Genomic DNA, 24,681 nt, shown 5'->3' with positions numbered 1-24,681 from the left:
TATGGAAATATTCTATTTAATAATTGCAGTTATTGCCATCATCATATTAACGACTAAGCTGAAAATACATGCTTTTTTAGCGCTCTTCATTATTTCTATTTTATATGGAATTTTTGCTGGCATGCCTTATGCCGATATTATAGTATCTATAAATGAAGGTTTTGGTGGAACATTGGGAAAAATAGGTTTGATAATTGTTCTTGGAGTCATCATAGGGGCATTTTTAGAGAATACCGGAGGCGCTTTCGCAATAGCAGAGAAGGTGTTGAAAATTATTGGAAGCAAAAGAGTGCCTACGGCTATGGGTATTATTGGTTATATCGTGTCAATTCCTGTTTTTGCAGATAGCGGTTTTATGCTGTTGCATCCGTTGAACAAAAGCCTTTCTAAGAAAGCAAAAATATCGATTGCAGGGCCGGCAATAGCCTTAGGTTTGGGTCTAATGGCTTCTCATACTATGGTGCCACCAACACCTGGGCCCATTGCAGCTGCAGGAATATTGGACGCAGATTTGGGGTTGGTCATTGCCTTTGGTTTTCCCACTAGTTTAGTAGCTTTGATTGTTGGGATTATTTTCGCGAAGAAATATGCTTCAAAAACGTATATAGAGCCAGATGTTGAAGATGTATTAATAGCCGAAAAGGAAATAAAAGATTCTCCAGGAGCGCTTAAATCCTCCATTCCAATTCTTGTTCCGATTGTACTTATTGTATTGAAATCAGTTTTAAATCCAACAAGAACAGGATTGGATAACGGTTTTATAGACTTCATAAATTTTGTAGGAGAGCCGGTAATATCCTTGTTAATTGGTATTTTATTATGTCTATTATTACCCAAGAAGTTAAATTATGATATGCTATCATCTTCTGGGTGGGTAGGTAAAGCAATTAAGGATGCCGCATCAATAATTTTGATAACAGGAGCAGGCGGGATATTTGGAAAAATTTTACAGAATTCAGGTATTGCTGATATTTTAGGACAAACCCTAACTGAATATAATATGGGTATATTCTTGCCTTTTGTTTTGGCGGCAGCTATAAAAACAGCCCAAGGTTCTTCAACAGTGGCTTTAGTGACTACAGCATCTATCATTATGCCCATGATGTCATCACTTGGTTTTGATTCTGAAATACAAAAAGCCTTGGTTGTAATCGTAATCGGTGCGGGATCAGCCGTTGTTTCTCATGCCAACGATAGTTTCTTTTGGGTCGTAACCCAAATGAGCGGTATGAATGTGAAAACAGGATATCGATTATTTAGTTTGGGAAGTGGTTTACTTGGACTTACAGGCGCTATTACCGTTTTTATCTTTTATTCAATCTTTGCATAAACGCATATAATATGAAAGTATATAATACTAAAAGTGGAATTCTAATAGAGAATGAATCTAGATTCCACCTACTTGAACAAGAAAATTGGGACGAGTTTATTAACGATGATGGCATTATCGCTAATACCCAGTCAAAACTAAATGAGAGCAATAGAATTAAGGATGCCAGTTCTATTTTAGAAAACGAACTAAAAGCTCCTGTTCAAAGTCAAGAAATTTGGGCAAGTGGTGTCACTTATTATAATAGTAAATTAGGAAGGGAAGAGGAATCTAAAGAATCTGGGGGAAGTAGTTTCTACGCTAAAGTTTATGAGGCTGATCGTCCAGAATTATTTTTCAAAGCTACGGCCCACCGTACGGTGGGTAATGAAGGTATTGTTCGAATTCGAAAAGACTCAACGTGGAATGTTCCCGAACCAGAATTAACCTTAGTCATTACATCTAATGGTAAAATTGTAGGATACACCATAGGTAACGATATGAGTTCTAGAAGTATTGAGGGGGAGAACCCGTTGTATTTACCGCAGGCTAAAACCTATGATGGTTGTGCTGCACTAGGCCCTTGTGTATTGCTAACCAACGAACCCTTGCCAACGAACACTAAAATAAGTTTGACCATCAATAGGGCAGGGAAAAACGTATTTAAAAAAAATATTGGTATTGACCAAATAAAACGAAAACTAGTAGATATTGTAGAATACCTTTATAGAGAATGTACGTTTCCTAATGGTAGTTTATTAATGACCGGCACAGGTATTATACCGTCAAGCGATTTTACATTAGAGATTGGTGACGAGGTTGTTATTTCAATAGATGGCATTGGCACGTTGATAAACCGTGTGGGTTAAAGCTCTGGTTTACTTCGATTCAGTTTTTTAAGAGAGGCTATTTTTTTGCCCTTCAATCTTTTTTCAATCGACGACCTGGTTGGTTTGCTTTTTTTTCTAGGCTTTGGTACTATTAAAGATTTTTCAAGTAATTTAAAAAATCGTTTGATTACCAATTGTTTGTTTTGGTGTTGACTTCGTGATTCATCACATTGTAAAATCAACACGCTGTCATTGGTTAATTTGCTATCAAGTTTTAATTGAATTCTTTTCTTTTCTCGTTCGGTAAGTCCATTAGAAGTATTTAATTCAAAAGAGAGTTCTACTTTAGAGGAAACCTTATTTGCATGCTGACCACCAGGGCCACTACTTCTAATAGCCTTAAACTGTAATTCAGTACTAATTTGGTCTTGATTCAAAATAGGATTTTTACAAAAGTAATTAAAAACAAATGTTCCTACTTTTCAACGAAAAACTGTGTATTAGAGATGACTTGTTTTTCAATAATGTTAATGTAAGCTTTATCTTTTTTTAGATTGAATCGGCTTCTTGGATACGCTGATTGATAGTTTCAATAGCCACGTTTAAAAACACCTCTTTACCCTTTGGTAGCAGTTGGTTAGCATTAAAAAAGATGACTTCATTATCGGTACTTCTACTTTCGGTTAAAAAGTGACTACCCATAGGATATGCTTTTTCAACAGTAACCTTTAAACCTGAAGACGGTGATACTCTAAACTCATGCGTATACACGATAATTTTTCGTTTCGTATTTGCATAGGTTTTAAGTACATCTATAGAAATCAAACTTGCTTCACCAAAAAGGGATGCCACATATAAGCTCTTCGGATTTTTGTAAAGTTCCATCGGCCTAGCCCTCGCAATTATTTCTTTGTCTCTTAAAACAACAGCGCGATCAGCAAATGGTAATACATCGTTTACATCATGTGTTGCAACAATGGTGGTAATTCTATTTTCTTTTAAGTAATTGAAAATATTTCGTCGTAGGCTATTTTTAAGAAAATTGTCGATATGCCCGAAAGGTTCATCTAAGAGTAAAACTTCTGGTTTTTGAGCCAAAACCCTCGCAAGGGCAACTCGTTGCTGTTGACCACCGCTTAGGGTTTTTACCTTTTTGTCAGCAAACTCCGTAAGCTCAATCATTTCTAGAAGCTCTTGAGTTCTTTCCTTAAGTTCTTCTGGATAGAAAACAGATAGGTATTGACTGATATTTTCAGCAACGGAAATAAAGGGCATCAAATCAAAATCTTGAGAAAGGTATTTCATAAATGGAGCTCCTGGTACTAAGTTGTAAGCAGGGCCTAGAATTTGCTCATCGTCCCAGTAAATTTCACCTTGCTCCAAGTCCATCAACCCATAAAGGAGTTTAAGTAAAGTACTTTTACCGCACCCACTTTCTCCAATTATGGCGACATGCTCTCCGCGTTGAATCCTTAAATCAATAGATTCTAAAACTTGAAGCCTATCATAAGAAAAAGAAAGATTTTCTACTCGTAACATGTATTTATTCTTTGAATTGCAAAATTGAAAAATCCGCTTCTATTTGAAACGGATTTTTCAATAATTTATTGATAATGAAATGGTTTTACTCTTTAAAATCTTTTAATACACTTTTGTTTGGTAATTCTTTATATCCCATATTAAATAGGGTAAAGCCAAATATGTCGGCATATTGCTCAATTGTTTTGCTTACAGGTGTTCCGGCACCATGGCCTGCATTGGTTTCTATACGAATTAGGGTTGGGTTTGCACCTACCTGTTTTTCTTGTAATTCTGCAGCAAATTTAAAACTATGTGCGGGCACTACGCGATCATCATGATCTCCAGTAGTTACTAATGTAGCAGGATAAGAGGTTCCGGCCTTAACATTATGAACAGGGGAATACCCTTTTAAATATTCGAACATCTCTTTATCATCTTCTGCCGTACCATAATCATACGCCCATCCGGCACCAGCCGTAAATGTATGATAGCGTAACATATCCATAACACCAACAGCGGGCAAGGCCACTTGCATTAAATCGGGTCTTTGGGTCATAGCGGCGCCCACTAATAGTCCGCCATTAGAACCGCCTCTAATAGCGAGGTATTCTTTGGAAGTATATTTATTCGAAATCAAATATTCAGCTGCTGCAATAAAATCATCGAATACGTTTTGCTTTTTGGTCTTGATACCCGCATCATGCCATTTTTTACCATACTCACCACCACCGCGTAAATTTGGAACGGCATAAACACCGCCTTGTTCCATCCATACGGCATTGGTAATACTGAAAGAAGGAGTAAGGCTAACATTGAATCCGCCATAACCATATAATATAGTAGGGTTTTTACCATTCAGTTCTACACCTTTTTTATAAGTAATAATCATGGGTATTTTAGTGCCATCTTTAGAAGGATAAAATACTTGTTTAGACTCATAACCTTCTGGATTGAAATCGATTTCTGGTTTCCAATACAGTTCATATTTACCGCTTTCAATAGCGTATTTGTAGGTGGATCCCGGAGTGTTATAATTGGTGAAGGAAAAATAGAATTCCTTGTCTTCTTTTTCGCCGCCAAAACCACTTGCAGAACCTAAACCTGGCAATTGAACCTCACGCACCAGTTTGCCTTCATAATCATATTGAAATACTTTCGAGATGGCATCAACCATATATTCGGTAAAAAAGTAACCGCCACCGATATTCGGACTAAGCACATTATCTGTTTCAGGAATAAAACCTACCCAATGCTCTGACTCCGGATTTTTGGCATCAACAGTAACTATCTTTTTGTTGGGAGCATTTCTATCGGTAACTATATACAGTTTTGACCCAACATTGTCTATTACATAATTATCTGATTTTGTGTCTTCAACTACGGGAATAAGCAGACCATTTGGGTCTTCGAGATCTTGTATAAATAGCTTGTTTCCCGACGTAGAAATCGATGCGCTAATCACTAAATATTTATTATCTTCTGTAACACTACCGCCAACATATCGATGTTTTTCTAAGGGAGTTCCTCCATAAACAAGAGCATCTGTTTTTTGAAGAGTTCCTAATTTGTGGTAGTACAACTTATGTTGATCTGTCTTTGCAGAAAGCTCACTACCTTTTGGTTTATCATAACTAGAATAATAAAAACCATCATTACCTCGCCATGAAATTCCGCTGAATTTTATATCTACCAAGGTATCTTCCATAATTTCCTTGGTTTCGGCGTTAAGTACAATCGCTTTACGCCAGTCGCTACCACCTTCTGAGATAAGATAGGCAGCTAATGAGCCGTCTTTGGTAAATGTTAAGCCAGCTAAGGAGGTTGTGCCATCTTCTGAAAAAGTATTAGGGTCTAGAAATACTTCTGGCTCTTCATTACCTTTTGCTCTATAGACGACATATTGGTTTTGTAACCCATCATTTTTATAGAAATAGGTGTAGTCTCCTCTTTTTCGGGGAGAACCTAGTTTTTCATAATTCCATAATTTTTCAAGCCTATTCTTTAAATCTTTTCGAAAAGGTATTTTTTCTAAATAACCAAAAGTGGTCTTATTTTGGTCTTTAACCCAAGCTTCTGTTTCTGTACTTCTATCATCCTCTAACCAACGGTAGGCATCTTTAACTTCTGTTCCAAAATAAGTGTCTATGGTATCAACTTTGTTTGTTTTGGGGTAATTCACAATAATAGGTTCGGGTTTAGATTCATTTTTACATGAAGAGATTAGGATAATGGCCAATAAGCCAGGCAATAATTTTTTCATTAGTAGCAGTTTTTGACTAAAATACCATAAAAAAACCTTCAAAACAGATAAGTTTTGAAGGTTTTAACGTTCTTTAAATGTGATTTAAACTAGTCCTTTTTCGACTAAGTATTCTGAAATTTGTACAGCATTCGTAGCGGCACCTTTTCTTAAGTTATCGGCAACTATCCACATGTTTAATGTATTTCGTTGTGTTTCATCTCTACGTATACGGCCTACAAAAACTTCATCTTTATCATGTGCGTATATAGGCATTGGGTAGGTGTTTGTATCTGGGTTATCTTGAACCGTTACACCAGGCATTTCGTTTAAAAGTCGACGTACTTCATTTAGCTCAAAGTCATTTTCAAATTCAACGTTTACAGATTCTGAATGTCCACCGGAAGTTGGTATACGAACGGCAGTGGCACTAATTGAGAATGTACGGTCATCTAATATTTTTTGTGGCTCGCGTGCTAGTTTCATCTCTTCTTTTGTATAGCCATTTTCCATGAACACATCACAATGAGGCAAAGCATTTCTGCCAATTGGGTAAGGATAGGCCATTTCACCTTGTATGCCTGCGATTTCATTTTCGAGTTGTTTTACAGCTTTCACTCCAGTACCTGAAACAGACTGATAGGTTGAAACAACAACACGTTTCATTTTATATTTTTTGTGCAATGGATATAAGGCCATTACCAATTGTATTGTAGAGCAATTTGGGTTAGCGATTATTTTATCATTTGCGGTAAGTTCATGAGCGTTTATTTCAGGAACCACTAATTTTTTGGTGGGGTCCATTCTCCAGGCAGAAGAATTATCTACTACCGTTGTGCCTACTTCAGCAAATTTTGGAGCCCATTCTAAAGACGTGTCGCCACCTGCAGAAAAGATTGCAATATTTGGTCTTGCAGCTACAGCATCTGCCAACCCAATTACGGTATGTTCTTTACCTTTAAAGATCATTTTTTTACCAACGGAACGTTCAGAAGCAACCAACAATAGTTCCGTTATCGGAAAATTACGTTCTGCCAATACTTTCAACATTACTTCGCCTACCATGCCTGTGGCACCTACAACAGCTACTTTCATTTGTTAGTTCATTACAATTAAGCGGCAAAAATAACCATTACTATAATCTGCACAAGGAAAAGAATAAAGAATAATCAAAATATAACAAAATGTTTAATTTGTAACAATTAAAATATTAACAAATAAAATAGGGTGTTTGGGTAGAACTCAAAAAAGAACCGCCAACAATGTTAGCGTAACAAAGTTGACGGTTTTAATGAATATCAGTTGCAGTGCAACGGTACCTTGAAAAAAATCAAGGAGTTATTTTCTGATTACTTTTTTAAAGCATCACGAATTTCTACCAAAAGTTCTTCAGCAGTTGGCCCTTTTGGAGCCTCTTCTACTGGAGCTGGTGGAGTTTTTGTTTTGTTGTAAGCTTTAACAATCATGAACATTACAAATCCAACAATGATAAGGTTAACAATGGTATTCACCCATGCTCCCCAACGGATAGCATTTTCAGGAGTCGTAACAGCACCATCAGCGCCAACTACAGCTTCGTCTAATACAATTTTCATTTGTGAAAAATCAATTCCACCCGCAAAGTGACCTACAACTGGCATAATGATGTCAGCAACAAATCCGTTCACTACTAATCCTACTGCACCGGCTAAAATAACTGCTACAGCAAAATCAATGACGTTACCCGTCATAATAAAATTCTTGAATTCTTTTAACATGTTTACTTAATTTAAGTTAATGGTTATTAATATAGTATGGCAATTTACTAAAATTTTTCAAACCTTAAAAAAATGTTAATAAATTCAATCTAGGATTAACCGTTTTATGCGCTGCGACAGTCCAGTGATTAACTCATATGAAATAGTATTAGCGGTCTGGGAGAATTCTGAAGCAGGTAATTCTTTTCCGAATATAATTACTTCATCCCCTTCAGAGCATTCAATATTCGTTACATCAATCATAATCATATCCATACAAACATTTCCAATTATTGGGGCAAGTTGGCCATGAACACTAACAAAGGTTTTTCCATGGCCGTATTCTCGACCTATTCCGTCTGCATGACCCAAAGGCAAAGTCGCTGTAATGATTTCTGAATTCGAGGTATACTTACGGTTATACCCCACAGATTCCCCAGCTGGGATACTATGTTTTTGTGCAATTATAGTTTTTAAGGTTGCCACAGGTATTAAATGAGTATCTACATCTGGTTGGTTTCCGTAGCCATATAAACCAATTCCGCTTCTTACCATGTCATATTGCGCTTGAGGGTAATTTATAATTCCAGATGTATTGAGAACATGTTTTAAAAGTTTGGTGTTAAAAGTGGCGTCTGCATCTTTACATATAGCCTCAAAACGTTTTAGTTGCAAGTTTGTAAATTCAGTTTCATCACTATCTTCTGTAGCGGCTAAATGAGATAAAATAGCAACAACCTTAACGGCATCTTGTTTATTAATGAGTTCTGAAATTTCTGGTAACTCTTTCGCAGATAAACCTAATCTATTGAGTCCGGTATTAAACTTTAAATGTATAGGATAATTTTTAACACCTAGTTCTTGGGCCGTTAAGATAAAATCTGATAAGATAGATTTTGAATAGATACTCGGCTCAAGGCTATGTTCAATTAAAATTTCAAAATGAACCTTTTGTGGGTGAAGCACTAAAATAGGTGCAGTGACCCCCGCTTCTCTTAAATGAACACCTTCGTTAGCATAAGCAACAGCAAAATAATCAACACCCAAGTTTTGTAAGTGTAAAGAAATGGCTTGCGAATCACTACCATAAGCATACGCTTTTACAACGGCTAAAAACTTAGTTTCTGGCTTTATTTTTGAACGTAAATATTCGTAATTATGCTGTAGTGCTTTTAGGTCAATTTCTAAAACTGTTTCTCTCGTTTTAGTTGTTTCATTTCTTTTTGATACCATCTATTTCCTCAGATTTAACATCCATGGTTTTCACCTTTTCTTTTAGCATTGCTTTATAATATGCGCCACGACTTAAGGGTTCATATTCATTTACCTCACCTAACATAACCAGTTTGTCATTGCTAGATTTTCGAAAACTATAATTGGCTAAATTACCTGTTCGTGTACAAATGGCATGTACTTTAGTTACATATTCGGCCGTTGCCATTAGTGCTGGCATTGGGCCAAATGGCTTTCCTTTAAAATCCATATCAAGACCGGCAACGATAACTCGAACGCCTTTATTGGCTAAATCATTACAAACGGTAACTATTTCATCATCAAAGAACTGCGCTTCATCAATACCGATTACATCGCAAGTATCTGCAAGTATTCTAATGTTCGCTGCGGCAGGTACAGGCGTAGAACGTATTTCATTGGCGTCATGTGAAACTACCATTTCATTGTCATAACGAGTATCTACCATAGGTTTAAAGATTTCAACCTTTAATTTGGCGAACTGGGCACGTTTTAGTCTTCGAATCAGTTCTTCTGTCTTTCCAGAAAACATAGACCCGGCAATGACTTCTATCCACCCGAATTGTTCTTTAGGATTCACTGTGTTTTCAAGAAACATTTTGTAATTTTAGACGAAAATAAGGGGTTTTTCGTTTATTATTTTAGAATGATAAAGTTATTAAAAAAAGACGCCTTCTTGGTCTTGACATAAAAAATTGTGAGATGAAAAATAAGTTGAAAAAGGAGTTGAGGAAGTTGTCCACAGAAATTCTAACTGCAGATAATCTAGATGATATAGCGGGTCTATATGAATTGTCTAAAAATCTTTACGAAAAATTGGCTGTGCTAAGGTTTATTGAACTGGAACTTAACGACATGGAAGTAGATGTTTCTAAAAATGCTATTGCCGCTAAGTTCGAAGAATTGGCGAACGCGGTTTTAGATTCTAATAAGTCAGTACCAGAGAATAACCCGCACGATGAAGATATTATGATACCTGGCATGGATACTATTAAGGATATGGTTTCTGAAATGCCAAATAATGAAGAGTTAGAAGATGTTTTGGCTGAGTTTATGTCCAAACCTAACTATATGAAAAATGACATGGAACTTTTTATGCCTTCGAATGAGGATTTAAGGAAGAGTGAAGCATCGCCCAAATCTTTAAATGACCGTTTGGCAAAAAAAAACGTGAAGGTTGATCTTAATGATCGTTTGGCATTTGTTAAGCATTTGTTCAATAGTAGTATGGAAGATTATAACCGAGTGTTATCTCAATTAAATACAATCGATTCTGAGGAACGTTCTATTTCTTTCATTAAGAATATGGTAAAACCAGACTATAATAATTGGGTTGGTAAAGAGCAATATGAAGAACGATTTATTGAATTGGTCGCCCGTAGATTTGCTTAATAATAACAATAATTGAATTACTCACCCAGCCACTTGTATTGGGTTTTTACTCGATAATCGAGATTTAAATGAACTGAGGTTTGCCTTGCTATGTTTAAGTCGTTTGGTTACGAATATCTTGGGCTTGCCCCGAGATTGTTTACTTTAGAAACACATGGGAAAACTTTATTTAGTTCCGACTCCGATAGGCAATTTAGAGGATATGACCATTAGGGCTATTCGTATACTTAAAGAGGTTGATTTAATTCTAGCCGAGGATACTCGTACTAGTGGTAAATTATTGCATCATTTCGAAATTGGTACACCTATGAAAAGTCACCATATGCATAATGAGCATAATATGGTCGATTATTTAGTAGGTAGATTAAAAAACGGGGAGAATATTGCATTGATTTCTGATGCTGGCACACCTGCTATATCAGACCCTGGCTTTTTATTGACTCGTGCCTGTGTAGAAAATGATATTGAGGTAGATTGTTTACCGGGCGCTACGGCATTTGTACCAGCATTGGTTAATAGCGGGTTGCCAAACGATAAGTTTGTTTTTGAAGGATTTTTACCTGTTAAAAAGGGTAGACAGACTCGCCTGAAGTTTTTAGCGGAAGAATCACGAACCATAATTTTCTATGAATCCCCTCATAAATTATTGAAGACGCTTGCAAATTTTGTTGAATATTTTGGAGCTGATAGACCTATTTCCGTTTCTAGGGAATTGACCAAGCTTTATGAAGAAACCGTTCGTGGTTCAGCTGAAGAAGTTTTAAAACATTTCACAGAGAAACCACCTAAAGGAGAAATTGTAATCGTTGTTGGGGGGAAAAACAAATAATAATGACATTAACAGAGTTCAAGAAAATAGTAGGCACTAGTCCGACGGATATAACTTTTTCCGATACTATGGCGGTAATTGAATCTAATTACACTTTTACGCCTACGGCATTTTCAAATGGCGATTTAACCAATGAAGCGGGTCAAAATTCCGGTTCATGTAAAATATTTGCTTTTGCTAATAAAGTAGGATTCACAAAACAGGAAACATTGGCTTGCTTTGGCTCTTATTATTTTATTGAGGTACTTCAAGAACCATACGGCGAAGGTCATCAGAATATCAGGAATTTCATGAAAACAGGATTTGAAGGCTTAACTTTTGAAGGAAAGCCTTTAAAATAATTTCAGGATAGGATTAAAAATACCTTAAATTGTTACCATGATAGCACCATGGGTAATAGCCACAATCACCGTCATAGCTGTATATTTTTTAGACCGATGGGAGAATAGACACATAAAATCTATTTTTGATTGGGTGCCTGCCATCCTTTTGGCCTACATTATTCCTGCTATTATTTCCTTTGCATTAAATGCCGATTATTCACAGGCGAGTATTCATGATTTCAGTAAAAATTATTTTATCCCCTTAGCTATAATTGCTGTGATGAGTAGTTTATCGCTTACTCAGCTAAAAGCGATTGGATTAAAACCCTTATTGGTTTTTGCATCGGGATCATTGTTCATAGCAGTATTCCCTATAGTACTTTTATTTCTTTTTTCTGAGACCGAATTGGTGTCTGAAATTATAATTAGTGATGGGTATTGGATGGGCATTCCGCCTATTGTAGGAAGTTGGATTGGGGGCAGTACCAGTCAGTTAGTCTTAAAAGAATTGGTAGAATGCCCTGAGAATATATTCCTTACCGTTTTAGTGATGGATAATATTCTGGTGAATGTTTGGACCATTCTAATGTTTCAAAGCATAAAAAAAAGCGACAAACTTAATACATGGTTTAAAATTACCGATGTTGCTATTCCAGAAGATATTCGGGTTGAGAAAGGTGTTAGATTAAATCCGTTGGTAAGTGTAGCTATCTTATTAGGAATAGTAATTCTTTGTAATTATTTAATAGAAGGTTTTGTTGTGAAAGTAGTACTGTTATCCTTTTTAGGCTTGGCAATCAGTAATTTTATAAAACAATGGAATTACAAATTCGCCTTAAAGGCAGGTGGAATACTAATTATTGTGGTTATGGCTGTTTTAGGATTAAAACTGCAAATAGCAACGCTTGGTTTTAACGTGCCTTTTCTTGGATTTTTGGTAGTTTGGTTGGTTGGCCACTTTTTGTTTATGATACTTATTGCCAAACTCTTAAATGTTAATATGGCATGGGTGCCAATTGCAAGCATGGCGAATGTTGGTGGAATAGCAACGGCGCCAGCTGTAACGGCAGCCTATAATTTAAAATGGATGCCACATGCTATTGTTTTGGCTATTTTAAGCATGGCGACAGGAACATTTTGGGGAATGTTGACCATTTGGATGTTGAAGTATTTTGTAACCTAACGCAATGGAAAATTTATTAACCGAAATAAGAGGATGTGAAGTGTGCAAGGCTCATTTGCCATTAAAACCGCGACCAATAATTTCTGGTTCAATAAAGTCAAAAATAATCCTAGTAAGTCAGGCGCCAGGTAGAAAAGCCCATGTTGAAAATAAAGCTTGGGATGATCCTAGCGGTAAAAAATTAAGAGAATGGTTGGGGGTCAATGAAGAAGTCTTTTATAACCCAGATAATTTTGCAGTATTACCAATGGGTTTCTGTTATCCTGGGAAAGCAAAAACAGGTGATTTGCCACCAAGAAAAGAGTGTGCACCGTTATGGCATTCTAAAGTATGGGAACAATTTGAAAATGTAAAGCTGATTCTATTAATAGGTAAATATTCACAAGACCAATATTTGGGAAAATTATCTAAAAAGAACTTGACAGAAAATATAATGCATTATGAAGAATACTTACCTAAGTTTTTTCTTTTACCACATCCATCTCCAGTAAATCACTTTTGGCGCAGAAAGAATCCGTGGTTTGAGGAAGATATTGTTGAGGTGTTACAAGATTTGGTAGCTGAGATTTTATAAAGTAAATCGACATTGAGCGCCCGATTACTATCCGGCGCACAATAACGAATTTTTAAATTTTCAACAACCTAAAACCATCAATTAATAAACAGATCCATCATGTTTTCCTTTCTCCCAGCCGTGCTTGCCTAGGTATTGGTCGGCACTATCGACAGCTCCGGTTTCAATAGAAGTTCCCATAGAATCGTTCCAACGATTAAGGTATCCAAAGAGAGAAATAACACCTAACATTTCTACTATTTCACCTTCATTCCAGTAGTTATAAAGTCGTTCTTTTATTTCAGCATCTACGCCATTTGGTACTTGAGAGGCTTGCAAAGAAAAATCTAATGCGGCACGTTCAGCTTCAGAAAATGCAGCGTGGGTTCTGTATTCCCAAATATTATCCAATTGCTCTTGTTCTGCACCATAACGTTCTGCAGCACGAATGGCATGTGCTTGGCAGTATCGACAACCTGTAGCATTACTGCTCACCCATGCAATCATTCTTTTTAAAGCAGATGTTACGCGTCCTTCATTCGCCATCACCGCTTTGTTGAGGTTAATAAAGGCTTTTGAAATAGCAGGTCTGTGCTGCATGGTTAATACAGAATTAGGGCAGAAACCAAGGGTTTCATTGAAAAAAGCCGCCAATTCTTTCGTTTCTGGATCATGATTTGGGTCAAGTGGAGTTACTAATGCCATAGGTATTTTTTTAGTGCTTATTAGATTGTGATTAATCTAGATACTGTTGTTAATGATTGCTTTGATGCTCAAAATGACAGCCTAGATTATCGTATTTTTGTATCCTTACAAGAAACAAAAAATTATGAGCACAACAAATCATATCACCACGAAATGGCTAGGCAATATGGCCTTTGAAAGTAATAATCCATCAGGACACTCTTTAAAAATCGATATTGCCAAAGAAGATGGCGGAAATGGTAGTGGATATAGACCGAAGGCACTAATGCTATCCGCACTAGCAGGGTGTTCAGGTTTGGATGTAGCTGCTTTGATTAAGAAAATGAAACTTGAAGTGGATGATTTTCAAATCGAAACTATTGCAAACCTTACAGATGAGCATCCTAAGTTTTATGATAAAGTAGTTCTAGAATATCATTTTCATGGTAGTAATCTAAATGAGAAAAAACTTCAGAGAGCAGTTGATTTATCAGTAGAAAAATACTGTGGCGTTATGGAAATGTTCAGAAAATTTGCTGAATTAGACATAAAAACTGTTTTTCATAAAGGCTAAAGTTCAAATACAAGAGTCAAGCTCAAGTTCAAAAAATAACGGATGGACAAGAAATTTGATTTAGAAGATAGATTGGTCAATTTTGCTGCCACTGCTGTTCTTTTCTGTAAATACTTACCTTCTGATTTAACCGGTCAATAGTATGGAAATCAATTGTTACGCTCTACAGGTAGCTCAGCTTTGAATTTTGGCGAAGCACAAGGAGCAAATACGGATAAGGATTATATAAATAAGGCTTCCATATCTTTAAAGGAGTTTAAGGAGTCAAGGGTTAATCTTAAAATATTATCTAAAGTCGATTATGGTAATGCTTCAAGAAGAGTTGAATTATTAGATGAATTGGAACAATTAATTAGAATTATAGCAACAATTATCAAAAACAAAAAGTAAAGTTTGAGGTTGAGTTCTTTCTTGATTTTGAACTTGATTTTTGAACTTGACACTTGAATAGTAAAAACTCATGCGTTGGACAATAAAACCTAAACCTAAGCAAGAAGACATTGACGTTCTGGCCAATGCACTTCAGGTAGATGATTTGGTAGCGCAACTGCTTTTGCAACGTGGAATTACAACGTTCGAAGGGGCAAAATCATTCTTTAGACCACAGTTAAGCGAGCTTCATGATCCTTTTTTAATGAAGGATATGGATATTGCCGTAAAGAGAATTGAAGAAGCCATCGATAATGGTGAAAATATTTTGGTTTTTGGTGATTATGATGTTGATGGTACTACCGCAGTTGCCTTGTTGTCGTCATACCTTTTAAGTTATTACCCTAATGTAGCTACTTATATTCCAGATCGTTATGATGAGGGTTATGGGGTTTCCTTTAAAGGAATAGATTTTGCCGAGGATAATGGATTCTCATTGATTGTGGCTTTAGACTGTGGAGTTAAGGCTATTGATAAGGTTGCCTATGCAAAAGAAAAGGATATCGATTTTATTATTTGTGACCACCATAGACCTGGTACAATATTACCCAATGCTGTAGCTGTTTTAGACCCTAAACGTGAAGATTGTTCATATCCTTACGATGAATTATGTGGTTGCGGTGTCGGTTTTAAGCTAATTCAAGCATTAGGCTCACGCCGAGGTGAAACAATTGATGATTTAGTGTATTACCTTGATTTAGTGGCTACTGCAATTGGAGCGGATATAGTTCCAATAACCGGGGAGAATCGAATTCTGGCTTATTATGGCCTACAGGTTATCAATCAACAACCTAGAATCGGTTTTAAGGCAATCATAGATCAGCTTAATAAAAAGGAGCTTACTATTACAGACGTTGTATTTATAATTGCGCCTAGAATTAATGCTGCAGGTAGAATGAAACATGGTCAACATGCGGTAAATTTATTGACAGAAACTAGTATGGACCAAGCGATGAAATTCGCTTCAGAAATAGAAAAATTCAACACTGATAGAAGAGGGCTAGATCAAGAAATTACACAAGAAGCATTGGTTCAGATTCAAGAAAATGATGAAGAAGAAGGCTTCACTACTGTTGTTTATAAAGATACTTGGCATAAAGGGGTAATAGGTATTGTAGCATCTAGGCTTATTGAAACATATTATAGACCTACATTGGTTTTTACAAAAAGCGGAAAAAAATTGGCAGCATCGGCTCGTTCTGTAAAAGGTTTTGATGTGTATAACGCTTTAGAAGGATGCGCTGATTACATAGAACAGTTTGGAGGACATAAATATGCAGCTGGTCTTACTATGCTTGAAGAGCAGTATCTAAATTTCAAGCATCAGTTTGAGAAGGTGGTCAAAGAAAGCATAGACCCACAATTACTTATACCTGAGATCACTATTGATACGGAAATAGAATTAAAAGATATTACCCCTAAGTTAATGCGAATATTAAAGCAGTTCGCACCATTTGGTCCTGGTAATATGTCGCCTGTATTTATGGCTGAAAATATAAAAGATACTGGCTATGCCAAAGGGGTGGGCGCAAATGCCGCACATTTAAAAATTTCTGTGGTACAGCAAGACAGCTATAAAATTGATGGTATCGGTTTTAATATGGGCGAAAAACTATCTTTAGTGACGAGTAGAAAATCATTTAGTGCAGTTTTTTCACTTGATGAGAACGAATGGCAGGGAAATGTAAGTCTTCAACTAAAACTAAAGGATATAAAATGAAGATAGAGCATATTGCTATTTGGGTTATCGATTTAGAAATAATGCGGTCTTTTTATGAAACTTATTTTAATGCAGTTTCAGGGGAAAAATATGTTAATCCTATAAAGAAGTTTTCATCTTATTTTTTAAGTTTTAAAGAAGGGGCAAGGTTAGAAATCATGCATAAACCATCCATAAATACACCTTCCAATTCTGAAGTAATATCTACAGGTTATGTTCATATGGCTATTTCAGTAGGAACAATAGAAAAGGTAAATTCTTTGACTGAGCAATTAAGATTCAAAGGGTACACCATTTCAGGTGAACCAAGAACAACGGGTGATGGGTATTACGAAAGTGTTATTCTAGACCCAGAAGGTAATCAAATAGAAATCACAATTTAAACACGCTATTTATAATTATTCTAAATAAGATTCATATATTTATATGAAATAGTTAGATAGTTATGAATGAGATTAGTCCTATTTATCAAAATGACTTTGGTATAGCGTTTCAGTGGAAACAAGATAAGACCCAAAAAACTAATAAAGTTCAATTGATTTTTAGAGATATTGGATTGTTGCTAACACCTACCGAGATTCAATATTTTTCAAAATGCATAAATGAAACTTTGCAGAGTGGTAAGGGTAATTTATGTGAAGACTGTAAAGTAAAAGGGGAATGTAGATCATTGCTTTTAAATTCGCCAGCGCATCAAATAACCTTTGCAGTAAGTTTTCAAGAAGTAGTAGAAATTAAAGATTTAATAAAGGGTACACTGTTTAAATTACAGTTAGATTCTTTTTTTGATGAAATGGGGATTGATTAAGTGATGAAAATTACATAGCACTTTTTAATTTTTATAAAGCAACAATAAGTTTCACTATCATGAAACGGCAGGTTATTTATTAAATATCTTTGCCCTTTATTTAGCTATTTACATATGAACGTAAATGACCCTTATGCAGCCTTAAGATATAAGGAATTCAATATTTTTCTTTTAGTTCGCTTTGCAATGGTATTTGCTTGGTCAATGCAGTTTATTGTCATAGAATGGCAAGTGTATTCTATGACTAAAGACCCTTTGTCATTAGGTATTATTGGTTTAATGGAAGTTATACCAGCCGTGAGTATGGCGCTATTTGCAGGTCATATTGTAGATCAAAAAGAAAAACGGAACCTTTTAATGAAATGTATTTTAGGCTTTTCAGTAATAAGTTTCGGTTTGTTTATATTGAGTTTGCCCTCGGTTATAGAAACCTATGAAACAAAGGTGATATTGTACGGAATTTATGCATTGGTGTTTTTAGGTGGTTTGGTTCGTGCCTTTTTAGGTCCCACTATTTTTTCATTAATAGCTTTAATTGTTCCTAAAAAAACATACCCAAATGCCGCTACTTGGAGCAGTACTACATGGCAATTGGCTTCAGTGCTTGGTCCTGCTTTGGCTGGTTTTTCAATTAGTTTTATAGGAGTACATTGGTCAATGTGTATCATATTTGGTTTTTCATTAATAGCTTTAGCGGCCCTTTTTAAAATTTCAAAAAAGCCAATTCTAAATCCTAAAATAGGGGAACCGGTTTTTCAAAGCTTAAAAGAAGGACTAAATTTTGTTTTTAAAACACGTGCTATATTAGGAGCATTAACCTTAGACATGATTGCGGTATTATTTGGTGGCGCTGTTGCTTTATTACCAATTTTCGCACAAGATATTTTACATGTAGGGTCAGAAGGTTTCGGTGTATTAAGAGCGGCACCTGCGGTGGGTGCGGCAATTACAATGTTAGGTTCTACTCGTTTTCCGCTACATAAAAATGCGGGTAAAAAATTATTATTTGCAGTATTTGGTTTTGGTATTTGTATGATTGTCTTTGGCCTATCTACCTATTTCTGGTTATCTGTAATTGCATTGTTTTTAAGTGGTGCCGTTGATGGTGTATCTATGATTATACGACAAACAATATTACAATTAAAGACTCCTGATAATATGCGAGGACGTGTTGCTTCGGTAAACTCAATGTTCGTTGGTTCATCTAATGAACTAGGAGCGTTTGAAAGTGGAGTAACCGCTAAGTTGATGGGTACGGTAACTGCAGTTGTATTTGGAGGTACGATGACCTTACTAACTGTTGGTCTTACGGCAATTGTTTCACCTGGTTTTAGAAAACTAGATTTGCAAAAAGATGTTGAAGAGCATGAAAGCTAGGTATTTCAATATTTATCATAAAAAAGAGCCCTAATTAGGGCTCTTTTTTACTGTAGGTTACACTTAAGATTTGGGAATCAATATTTAAACTTAACAACACTGTAAAGATATAATGAAGTACTAGTTTTATAAAACTATTGATGTGAACTCTAAAATATATGTTGTAAGAAAAGGATTATAACATATTTTAACGAGAATTAGAAAAAAAGGAATTGATTATTTAAATTCTTTTAAAGAAAGTTCTTCTCCGTCAAATTCTGCGTAGGTGTAGAAATTGACCCAATCTCCCAAATTAGTATACTTTGATGTATCGTTCAATTCTATCTCTAATGGAAGGTGTCTATGACCAAATATAAAATGGTTGTAATGATTTTTCTCTAATTTACGATGAGCGTATTGAACAAGCCATTCTTTATCATCTCCTAAATATTTGGCATCATCATCACCAGAAATCAATTTATTCTTTACAGAGAAGTATTGGGCTAAACGTACCCCAATATCTGGATGTAACCATCGAAAGAACCATTTAGCAACAGGATTGGTAAATACCTTCTTCATTCGTTTATAGCCTTTATCATCAGGTCCGAGCCCATCACCATGGCCTATAAAAAAGGAAGTGCCATTAATGTTATATTGCTGAGGTTTGTGATAAACAGGAATATTAAGTTCATCCTCGAAGTAGCCATTCATCCATAGGTCATGATTACCTACAAAATAAAAAAGAGAGATTCCTGAATCAGAAAGTTCCGCTAATTTGCCCAGTGTTCTTGTAAACCCTTTAGGAATTACCGTTTTATATTCGAACCAAAAGTCGAATAGGTCGCCCATTAGAAAAATAACACCTGCATCAGACTTAATAGAATCTAACCAACTAACGAATTTCAATTCTCTAAGCCTACTTTCTTTCATAGTAGGTGCGCCTAGGTGGTTGTCGCTAGCAAAATATACTTTTTTCCCTTTCGGAAGTTCAATGTTCGTCATTAGGATGTAAATATATAAAAACTGTTTTGCGTTTAGCGGCGGAATAGAGTTCTAAATACGATATCGCTTCTGTTTGAATATAAATTTAAGCGGTTAAATCTTTTTCTATAAGTATTATTTTTATGGGTAGATGGTCGCTATACCCTTTTAGATTAAAAGTAGAGGAATTAGGCCTGCCAAACTTTACCGGCTTCTTATACGAGCCTGAAGTAAGCTCAGGATAATCTATAACAGAAACCGTGCTCAACTTAAAGGGTAACGATGTTTTTTTAAATAAAATACTTTTTGAAATCATAAATTGGTCAAGTATATTATACTCATTTCCGAATACAAAAGTACCTATCTGTGTATCTAAAACCGGTGCATAACGTTATAAAAGTATTTTAATCGAACTCTATTACTTTTCACTAAAGCCCTATTATTTATTGATAAAAGGTACTCCGTGATAGATTTGTTAGAAGGATTGTCGTTAAAATCACCCATTAAAACTATAGAAGCATCTTCTCCCTGCTCCTCATATATTCTTTCAATCCAATAGGAGAGGTTTTCGGCAACCATAATTCTGAATGGTTCACTTGTTAGTTCACCACCTGAGCGAGATGGCCAGTGATTTAGTATACAGATGAGCTTATTACCTGTAGTAGTATTTATATGTACTTGAAATAAATCTCTGGTGGTGTTTCGTTTTATAACCCTAAGGTTAAAGGTATCTTGCTCAGGGACATATTTAGCATTGTCATATATTAGAGCGGTGTCAATACCTCGCTTATCATCCCCTTCTGAAATTACAAGGCCATAATTCTTGTTTAGTGACATATTCATGGCAGCAATCAGAAGTTTAATAACATGTTCGTTTTCTACTTCACAGACGCCTAAAATATCAGGACCATTATTATTATTGAATTTGAATATTATCGAGGTAAGATTGACTATTTTTTTGTCTAGAATAACTGAATCCCATCCCTTAAGTTCAACACCTAAATGGTCATTTAAAAATTCACTTCTACGGGGTGAATTTTCGATATCAAACAAGTTTTCAAGATTCCACCAGTAAACATGATGATTTACCATGTTGTTGTATATTAGGGCATTAGCCTTAAAATAATACAATATTTGTAGATAAAAACGATGTTTGCCGTTAAATTTAGATAAACTTAATTATCACTGGCATACCATTCTGCAAAAGAGGTATCTGTTTCTTGAAGTTTAAGAGAAAATAATGAAATGTTTTTTGGAAGTCTTGACTTTATTTTTGCGGCAAAATCAATAACCATATTCTCACTTGTTGGCTGGTAGTCAGCTAAGATTACATTATGGCCTCTATCTGTTAATTCTTTTGCCAACTCAACATGCGGTGTATTTTTGTTAAAGACAGTAGCATGGTCGAATTTGTCTACGATATCTTCCTTCACGATTTTTTTTAAATCGCCGAAATCAATGACCATTCCTAATTTTACATGAGAAGTATCCGTAATTGGTCGTCCAATAACCGTTACAGATAGTTTATAGCTATGGCCATGTACATTTCTACATTTTCCATCATAGCCATAAAGTGCGTGACCTGTTTCGAAATTGAACTGTTTGGTAATACGAATGTTGCCCATAGCATTTAATTATACGGCAAAGGTAGGGAAACTTTAAAAGGATTTATATGGAAGAAATCAATCTAAAACAATCTTGGTATTTCCAGAGAATAAGCTTACGTGGCAGCAGTCTGCACCGACAATGAACTCTTCTGTTACCACTTCATTATCTGAAATGTATCCAATAAAAGAAATGGTCACTTTTGAATTCTGATATTGAACCCGATAGGCGTCGCTAAAAATTGGATAATAGCCAGTATCGCGGTAATTTTCAAATTCTTCTCTACTGTAAGGAATGGTCAAATCTTCCTTAGTTGTAATATCGATTACCTTATAACTATCAAGAACAATTTTAACACTAGAAGTATCTTCAATCGTTACGCCTATAGTTACATAATTTTGAGTGCATACAGTATTTACACCACAATTTTCTTTACTTTTTTCATTGTCCTTGGAACAGGCTAGAATAAAAAATGCCATATATACCATCGTAAGAAATCGAAACATAATCACATCTTTTATTGAAGATACATAATGCGATAAAACATGCGTACGATTTACCTTTTATACTTTCTTTTTGTGCGTACTTTATTTACAAAATAGATGACTAATACAGATAGCGCAAGAACTGGAAAAACAAGGTTACCGTTTAAAAATTGAAAGAATTCCATAATAATGATTTAGAAACAAAACGAGCGGTTGTTTCAGTTATTGTTTATTTTTTGAATTTTGACAAGGCATTGCGCGTAAAGTCAGAAAGGGCTAATTTTCCCGTTATGGCTGCACGATCTGTCAATAATACATCCCAATGGTCGGTACCTTCCCACAAAACTTTCTTCCATTCGGTTAATGCATCAGCATTATAACTTGCTAGCTTATGAATAAAGAAGTCCAATTCCTTATCCATCTCCTGAACAGATTCATACACTTTTGAAAACAAGCCTTTTTCTTGTGCCCAATAAGCACTTTTCCACTCGGTAGGGGCAAGTGATAATTCTGCTAATGCAGCAGTGCCGATTTTTCGTTGAACAGCAGGTGCTATGACCAATGGAGCAATACCAATGCTTAGTTCAGAAAGTTTAATAGATGCATCAACATTAGAATAAACATAGTCACAAGCAGCGGCAAGACCAACGCCTCCGCCAACGGATTTACCATGTACACGGCCAACAATTACTTTCTTGCATTTACGCATAGCGTTTATGACATGAGCAAAACCACTAAAAAAAGCTTTGCCCTCTTCTAAGTTCGAAACGGCTAACAACTCATCGAAAGAAGCGCCTGCACAGAATGCTTTTTCACCTTCAGATTTTAACAGGATAACCGATACACCCTCATTTTCAGATAGCTCATTTATAGTATTTGTAAGTCGCAGCAATAAATCTGCTACAAACGAATTGCTTGCTGGGTGGCCAAATTCTACGTGGGCTACCTTACCATCTATTCGAGTGTATAAACTTCCATTTTTTCTTGATGTACCCATAGCATTTTGTTTAATTCAAAATTACTGATTTTGCAATAAAGGTTTAAATTTTCTTCTAAACTTCCACACTAAAGCACCACCTCTTATTAACATCCAAACGGTAAACGACAGCCAAATACCAGTAAGTCCCCAGTTTAAATACTTTCCCAAAAAAAGTATAGGAACAAAACCTAAAAAAGTAGCCACCAACAAAGTATTTCGTAAATACTTCATTTCACCAAGACCTTTAAACACTCCGTCTAGAACAAAAGCGATACTATTGGTAGGTAACCCAAGAATTATGATATAAAAAATACTGTAAAATGCAGAGAGTACCACACTTTCGTTAGAAAATAGACTACCCAAAGGTTTGTAGAAAATGGTGGCCATCACCATAATAAAAACGCTTACATATAGTCCATAAGTGGTAATCTTTTTAGCCAATAACCACAGTCCGGCATAGTTTTTTTCACCCAATAATCGACCCCCCATAATATTGCCAGCTGCGCCATAACCATCAATAAAAAATGCGGAAAATAGCCAAAGATTTATGGCGATGGTATGTGCGCCAATATATTTATCGCCTAATGCGGCCGCCTCCCTTACTGCTAATATTAAGGCTGTGTTCAATGCAATTGCCCTAACAAAAAGATTAAGGCTCATAATAACCAATCTCCCTAATTCTGGATGTAAAGGAAATTTGAGCTTTAAACTAATATCTGTCTTGGTCAAGAGTAGGTAGAAGGCCATTAGTGCCATAACAGCTTGGGCGAGAAGACTCGCCCAAGCTGCGCCTTCTAAATACATAGGTTCAAGTACACCTTCAATGCCATATACGAATGCGAAATCGAAAACTACATTTAGTAAAGCTCCCGTAATGGCAATTACCATGGGCCAATACGTATTCTGTAAACCTCTAAAAATACCCATAACTGCAAAAACAAAGAGGGTTAAAGGAAAACCCCATACTCGTATGGAGTAATAGCTGATGCAATACTCTAATATTTTTCCTGATGCATTTAGTAGTTCGAAAATCTCTTTAATGACAAAAATGGTAGAAAGTAAAAGGAGAATGCTTAACGCTAGATTTAAGTATATGGCTTGAGCGGGTAAGGTTTTTACCTCATCTAATTTACCGGCGCCTAAATACTGTGAGATAATAGCAGATATGGCACTTCGTGTTTGACCAAGAATCCAAATAAGCATTGAAAGAAATGAACCAACAATACCTGCGGCTGCGAGAGATTCTAGTCCGTCTACGGGTATATTACCTACAATAGCCGTATCGGTTATCGATAGCAGAGGTTCTGCGATACCTGCGATTGTAGCTGGTATAGCTAATGCATTTATAGATTTAAAATTAACGTAAGTTTTCAAAAAATAGGGTTTCTATAATACGAGTTCATAGCAATGAAAAGGATGTTCGCTTTGCTTTGGAAAAAAGATATCTCCCAATCTGGTATAACCACGTTGCTCGTAAAATTTCTGATTTCGCTTATTTTGGCTAAAGGTATCTAACCTCACGGAGAGGGCATTGTTTTCTCTGGCAAAGTTTTCTCCGAAATCCATTAAGCGTTGTGCGAAGCCCTGCCCTTGATATTTAGGATGTACCCCTAAACGATGAATGTAGTAATTCTTGTCGTTTTCTGTTAACCAGTCTATCGAACGATACTCCTCGTCCATAAAAAGCGAAACGACAATGCATCCTACGATGTCATTATACTGATGAAGCACATAAAGTTCATTGCGTTCAATATCATTTTCAAATGCTTTTTTAGACGGATATTCTGTTGTCCATTGGTGAATACCATTTGCTTCCATGGCTAATCTACAAGCATCGGTAATGGTTAATATTTCAGGTATTTGAGATATCTTTGCCAGTTGAATCATAAAAGCG

General features: G+C 35.8%; 29 protein-coding genes. 13 read left to right on the top strand and 16 right to left on the bottom strand.

Going from position 1 to position 24,681, the window contains the following annotated elements:
* The first annotated feature begins 1 nt into the window (after window position 1).
* Window positions 2-1,330 carry a GntP family permease gene (locus tag B5X55_RS04650; RefSeq protein WP_079511436.1) on the top strand — a complete coding sequence of 443 codons (1,329 nt, stop codon included), beginning with the start codon at window positions 2-4 and terminating at the stop codon, window positions 1,328-1,330.
* An 11-nt stretch (window positions 1,331-1,341) separates the two neighbouring features.
* Window positions 1,342-2,178 carry a fumarylacetoacetate hydrolase family protein gene (locus B5X55_RS04645; RefSeq protein WP_079511435.1) on the top strand — a complete coding sequence of 279 codons (837 nt, stop codon included), beginning with the start codon at window positions 1,342-1,344 and terminating at the stop codon, window positions 2,176-2,178.
* Here the strand turns inward: B5X55_RS04645 and arfB are convergent.
* The 7 genes from arfB to B5X55_RS04610 all read right to left on the bottom strand — a co-directional run bounded on the left by arfB (window position 2,175) and on the right by B5X55_RS04610 (window position 9,484).
* The gene (gene arfB, locus B5X55_RS04640; RefSeq protein WP_079511434.1) at window positions 2,175-2,576 is read right to left on the bottom strand and encodes an alternative ribosome rescue aminoacyl-tRNA hydrolase ArfB; all 402 of its coding nucleotides are present in this window, start codon (window positions 2,574-2,576) and stop codon (window positions 2,175-2,177) included. The genes B5X55_RS04645 and arfB overlap by 4 nt on opposite strands.
* A gap of 112 nt (window positions 2,577-2,688) precedes the next feature.
* Entirely contained in the window at window positions 2,689-3,678 is a 990-nt protein-coding gene (locus B5X55_RS04635; protein ID WP_079511433.1) for an ABC transporter ATP-binding protein, read from the bottom strand.
* A gap of 85 nt (window positions 3,679-3,763) precedes the next feature.
* On the bottom strand, window positions 3,764-5,920 hold the full coding sequence (locus tag B5X55_RS04630) for a prolyl oligopeptidase family serine peptidase (RefSeq protein ID WP_079511432.1): 2,157 nt from the start codon (window positions 5,918-5,920) through the stop codon (window positions 3,764-3,766).
* Between the two features lie 84 nt (window positions 5,921-6,004).
* Complete coding sequence (locus tag B5X55_RS04625; RefSeq protein ID WP_079511431.1) at window positions 6,005-6,994, bottom strand: aspartate-semialdehyde dehydrogenase; 990 nt, start codon at window positions 6,992-6,994, stop codon at window positions 6,005-6,007.
* Window positions 6,995-7,248: 254 nt separating this feature from the next.
* Entirely contained in the window at window positions 7,249-7,656 is a 408-nt protein-coding gene (gene mscL / locus B5X55_RS04620) for a large conductance mechanosensitive channel protein MscL (RefSeq protein WP_079511430.1), read from the bottom strand.
* A gap of 84 nt (window positions 7,657-7,740) precedes the next feature.
* Window positions 7,741-8,868, bottom strand: a complete 1,128-nt coding sequence (gene alr / locus B5X55_RS04615) for an alanine racemase (RefSeq protein WP_079511429.1) — start codon at window positions 8,866-8,868, stop codon at window positions 7,741-7,743.
* The gene (locus B5X55_RS04610; RefSeq protein ID WP_079511428.1) at window positions 8,849-9,484 is read right to left on the bottom strand and encodes a thymidine kinase; all 636 of its coding nucleotides are present in this window, start codon (window positions 9,482-9,484) and stop codon (window positions 8,849-8,851) included. Before B5X55_RS04610 ends, alr begins: the two co-directional genes overlap by 20 nt.
* A 104-nt stretch (window positions 9,485-9,588) precedes the next feature.
* Here B5X55_RS04610 and B5X55_RS04605 point away from each other — a divergent pair, with 104 nt between their 5' ends.
* The 5 genes from B5X55_RS04605 to B5X55_RS04585 all read left to right on the top strand — a co-directional run bounded on the left by B5X55_RS04605 (window position 9,589) and on the right by B5X55_RS04585 (window position 13,187).
* Window positions 9,589-10,278 carry a DUF8457 domain-containing protein gene (locus B5X55_RS04605; RefSeq protein WP_079511427.1) on the top strand — a complete coding sequence of 230 codons (690 nt, stop codon included), beginning with the start codon at window positions 9,589-9,591 and terminating at the stop codon, window positions 10,276-10,278.
* 154 nt (window positions 10,279-10,432) lie between these two features.
* Entirely contained in the window at window positions 10,433-11,107 is a 675-nt protein-coding gene (gene rsmI, locus B5X55_RS04600; RefSeq protein ID WP_079511426.1) for a 16S rRNA (cytidine(1402)-2'-O)-methyltransferase, read from the top strand.
* A gap of 2 nt (window positions 11,108-11,109) precedes the next feature.
* Window positions 11,110-11,448 (top strand): HopJ type III effector protein, encoded by a 339-nt coding sequence (locus B5X55_RS04595; RefSeq protein WP_079511425.1) that lies wholly within the window; start codon window positions 11,110-11,112, stop codon window positions 11,446-11,448.
* Window positions 11,449-11,485: 37 nt separating this feature from the next.
* Window positions 11,486-12,613 carry a DUF819 family protein gene (locus B5X55_RS04590; protein WP_234999663.1) on the top strand — a complete coding sequence of 376 codons (1,128 nt, stop codon included), beginning with the start codon at window positions 11,486-11,488 and terminating at the stop codon, window positions 12,611-12,613.
* A 4-nt stretch (window positions 12,614-12,617) separates the two neighbouring features.
* Complete coding sequence (locus tag B5X55_RS04585) at window positions 12,618-13,187, top strand: uracil-DNA glycosylase family protein (RefSeq protein WP_079511424.1); 570 nt, start codon at window positions 12,618-12,620, stop codon at window positions 13,185-13,187.
* A gap of 81 nt (window positions 13,188-13,268) precedes the next feature.
* On the opposite strand, the gene B5X55_RS04580 is transcribed toward B5X55_RS04585, so the two are convergent.
* The gene (locus B5X55_RS04580; RefSeq protein ID WP_079511423.1) at window positions 13,269-13,871 is read right to left on the bottom strand and encodes a carboxymuconolactone decarboxylase family protein; all 603 of its coding nucleotides are present in this window, start codon (window positions 13,869-13,871) and stop codon (window positions 13,269-13,271) included.
* Window positions 13,872-13,995: 124 nt separating this feature from the next.
* On the opposite strand from B5X55_RS04580, the gene B5X55_RS04575 reads away from it, so the two are divergent.
* From B5X55_RS04575 to B5X55_RS04550, 6 genes are all read left to right on the top strand, one after another.
* Window positions 13,996-14,424, top strand: a complete 429-nt coding sequence (locus tag B5X55_RS04575) for an OsmC family protein (RefSeq protein WP_079511422.1) — start codon at window positions 13,996-13,998, stop codon at window positions 14,422-14,424.
* Window positions 14,425-14,577: 153 nt separating this feature from the next.
* Entirely contained in the window at window positions 14,578-14,814 is a 237-nt protein-coding gene (locus B5X55_RS04570; protein ID WP_234999662.1) for a four helix bundle protein, read from the top strand.
* 70 nt (window positions 14,815-14,884) lie between these two features.
* Window positions 14,885-16,573, top strand: a complete 1,689-nt coding sequence (gene recJ, locus B5X55_RS04565; protein ID WP_079511421.1) for a single-stranded-DNA-specific exonuclease RecJ — start codon at window positions 14,885-14,887, stop codon at window positions 16,571-16,573.
* Window positions 16,570-16,956: a VOC family protein gene (locus B5X55_RS04560; RefSeq protein ID WP_079511420.1), complete on the top strand. Its 387-nt coding sequence runs from the start codon at window positions 16,570-16,572 to the stop codon at window positions 16,954-16,956. The genes recJ and B5X55_RS04560 overlap by 4 nt, the downstream gene beginning before the upstream one ends.
* Before the next feature lie 62 nt (window positions 16,957-17,018).
* Window positions 17,019-17,381 carry a hypothetical protein gene (locus B5X55_RS04555; RefSeq protein WP_079511419.1) on the top strand — a complete coding sequence of 121 codons (363 nt, stop codon included), beginning with the start codon at window positions 17,019-17,021 and terminating at the stop codon, window positions 17,379-17,381.
* Between the two features lie 114 nt (window positions 17,382-17,495).
* Window positions 17,496-18,758, top strand: coding sequence for an MFS transporter (locus B5X55_RS04550; protein ID WP_079511418.1), 1,263 nt, complete (start codon window positions 17,496-17,498; stop codon window positions 18,756-18,758).
* A 216-nt stretch (window positions 18,759-18,974) separates the two neighbouring features.
* Here B5X55_RS04550 and B5X55_RS04545 read toward each other — a convergent pair whose 3' ends face one another.
* The 8 genes from B5X55_RS04545 to B5X55_RS04510 form a co-directional block, all read right to left on the bottom strand.
* Window positions 18,975-19,730: a UDP-2,3-diacylglucosamine diphosphatase gene (locus B5X55_RS04545; protein WP_079511597.1), complete on the bottom strand. Its 756-nt coding sequence runs from the start codon at window positions 19,728-19,730 to the stop codon at window positions 18,975-18,977.
* 94 nt (window positions 19,731-19,824) lie between these two features.
* On the bottom strand, window positions 19,825-20,049 hold the full coding sequence (locus B5X55_RS19125; protein WP_262494151.1) for a hypothetical protein: 225 nt from the start codon (window positions 20,047-20,049) through the stop codon (window positions 19,825-19,827).
* A 41-nt stretch (window positions 20,050-20,090) separates the two neighbouring features.
* Complete coding sequence (locus tag B5X55_RS04535; RefSeq protein WP_079511416.1) at window positions 20,091-20,810, bottom strand: endonuclease/exonuclease/phosphatase family protein; 720 nt, start codon at window positions 20,808-20,810, stop codon at window positions 20,091-20,093.
* An 83-nt stretch (window positions 20,811-20,893) separates the two neighbouring features.
* Window positions 20,894-21,343 (bottom strand): 6-pyruvoyl trahydropterin synthase family protein, encoded by a 450-nt coding sequence (locus B5X55_RS04530; protein WP_079511415.1) that lies wholly within the window; start codon window positions 21,341-21,343, stop codon window positions 20,894-20,896.
* A 57-nt stretch (window positions 21,344-21,400) separates the two neighbouring features.
* Complete coding sequence (locus B5X55_RS04525; RefSeq protein WP_079511414.1) at window positions 21,401-21,829, bottom strand: hypothetical protein; 429 nt, start codon at window positions 21,827-21,829, stop codon at window positions 21,401-21,403.
* A 208-nt stretch (window positions 21,830-22,037) separates the two neighbouring features.
* The gene (locus B5X55_RS04520; protein WP_079511413.1) at window positions 22,038-22,805 is read right to left on the bottom strand and encodes an enoyl-CoA hydratase/isomerase family protein; all 768 of its coding nucleotides are present in this window, start codon (window positions 22,803-22,805) and stop codon (window positions 22,038-22,040) included.
* A gap of 21 nt (window positions 22,806-22,826) precedes the next feature.
* Complete coding sequence (locus B5X55_RS04515) at window positions 22,827-24,161, bottom strand: MATE family efflux transporter (protein WP_079511412.1); 1,335 nt, start codon at window positions 24,159-24,161, stop codon at window positions 22,827-22,829.
* Window positions 24,162-24,173: 12 nt separating this feature from the next.
* Window positions 24,174-24,674 carry a GNAT family N-acetyltransferase gene (locus tag B5X55_RS04510; protein ID WP_079511411.1) on the bottom strand — a complete coding sequence of 167 codons (501 nt, stop codon included), beginning with the start codon at window positions 24,672-24,674 and terminating at the stop codon, window positions 24,174-24,176.
* Window positions 24,675-24,681 lie beyond the last annotated feature (7 nt).

Source organism: Maribacter arcticus, from assembly GCF_900167935.1.
Classification (GTDB): domain Bacteria; phylum Bacteroidota; class Bacteroidia; order Flavobacteriales; family Flavobacteriaceae; genus Maribacter; species Maribacter arcticus.
This window is presented reverse-complemented; position numbering and strand designations above follow the sequence as displayed.

Coding starts and splice junctions, on each gene's coding strand:
- B5X55_RS04645 (WP_079511435.1), top strand. CDS start 1,342: ATGAAAGTATATAATACTAAAAGTGGAATTCTAATAGAGAATGAATCT.
- recJ (WP_079511421.1), top strand. CDS start 14,885: ATGCGTTGGACAATAAAACCTAAACCTAAGCAAGAAGACATTGACGTT.
- B5X55_RS04510 (WP_079511411.1), bottom strand. CDS start 24,674: ATGATTCAACTGGCAAAGATATCTCAAATACCTGAAATATTAACCATT.
- B5X55_RS04555 (WP_079511419.1), top strand. CDS start 17,019: ATGAATGAGATTAGTCCTATTTATCAAAATGACTTTGGTATAGCGTTT.
- rsmI (WP_079511426.1), top strand. CDS start 10,433: ATGGGAAAACTTTATTTAGTTCCGACTCCGATAGGCAATTTAGAGGAT.
- B5X55_RS04560 (WP_079511420.1), top strand. CDS start 16,570: ATGAAGATAGAGCATATTGCTATTTGGGTTATCGATTTAGAAATAATG.
- mscL (WP_079511430.1), bottom strand. CDS start 7,656: ATGTTAAAAGAATTCAAGAATTTTATTATGACGGGTAACGTCATTGAT.
- B5X55_RS04550 (WP_079511418.1), top strand. CDS start 17,496: ATGAACGTAAATGACCCTTATGCAGCCTTAAGATATAAGGAATTCAAT.
- B5X55_RS04610 (WP_079511428.1), bottom strand. CDS start 9,484: ATGTTTCTTGAAAACACAGTGAATCCTAAAGAACAATTCGGGTGGATA.
- B5X55_RS04605 (WP_079511427.1), top strand. CDS start 9,589: ATGAAAAATAAGTTGAAAAAGGAGTTGAGGAAGTTGTCCACAGAAATT.
- B5X55_RS04525 (WP_079511414.1), bottom strand. CDS start 21,829: ATGTTTCGATTTCTTACGATGGTATATATGGCATTTTTTATTCTAGCC.
- B5X55_RS04585 (WP_079511424.1), top strand. CDS start 12,618: ATGGAAAATTTATTAACCGAAATAAGAGGATGTGAAGTGTGCAAGGCT.
- alr (WP_079511429.1), bottom strand. CDS start 8,868: ATGGTATCAAAAAGAAATGAAACAACTAAAACGAGAGAAACAGTTTTA.
- B5X55_RS04580 (WP_079511423.1), bottom strand. CDS start 13,871: ATGGCATTAGTAACTCCACTTGACCCAAATCATGATCCAGAAACGAAA.
- B5X55_RS04630 (WP_079511432.1), bottom strand. CDS start 5,920: ATGAAAAAATTATTGCCTGGCTTATTGGCCATTATCCTAATCTCTTCA.
- B5X55_RS04635 (WP_079511433.1), bottom strand. CDS start 3,678: ATGTTACGAGTAGAAAATCTTTCTTTTTCTTATGATAGGCTTCAAGTT.
- B5X55_RS04625 (WP_079511431.1), bottom strand. CDS start 6,994: ATGAAAGTAGCTGTTGTAGGTGCCACAGGCATGGTAGGCGAAGTAATG.
- B5X55_RS04530 (WP_079511415.1), bottom strand. CDS start 21,343: ATGGGCAACATTCGTATTACCAAACAGTTCAATTTCGAAACAGGTCAC.
- B5X55_RS04520 (WP_079511413.1), bottom strand. CDS start 22,805: ATGGGTACATCAAGAAAAAATGGAAGTTTATACACTCGAATAGATGGT.
- B5X55_RS04595 (WP_079511425.1), top strand. CDS start 11,110: ATGACATTAACAGAGTTCAAGAAAATAGTAGGCACTAGTCCGACGGAT.
- B5X55_RS04650 (WP_079511436.1), top strand. CDS start 2: ATGGAAATATTCTATTTAATAATTGCAGTTATTGCCATCATCATATTA.
- B5X55_RS04590 (WP_234999663.1), top strand. CDS start 11,486: ATGATAGCACCATGGGTAATAGCCACAATCACCGTCATAGCTGTATAT.
- B5X55_RS04575 (WP_079511422.1), top strand. CDS start 13,996: ATGAGCACAACAAATCATATCACCACGAAATGGCTAGGCAATATGGCC.
- B5X55_RS04535 (WP_079511416.1), bottom strand. CDS start 20,810: ATGGTAAATCATCATGTTTACTGGTGGAATCTTGAAAACTTGTTTGAT.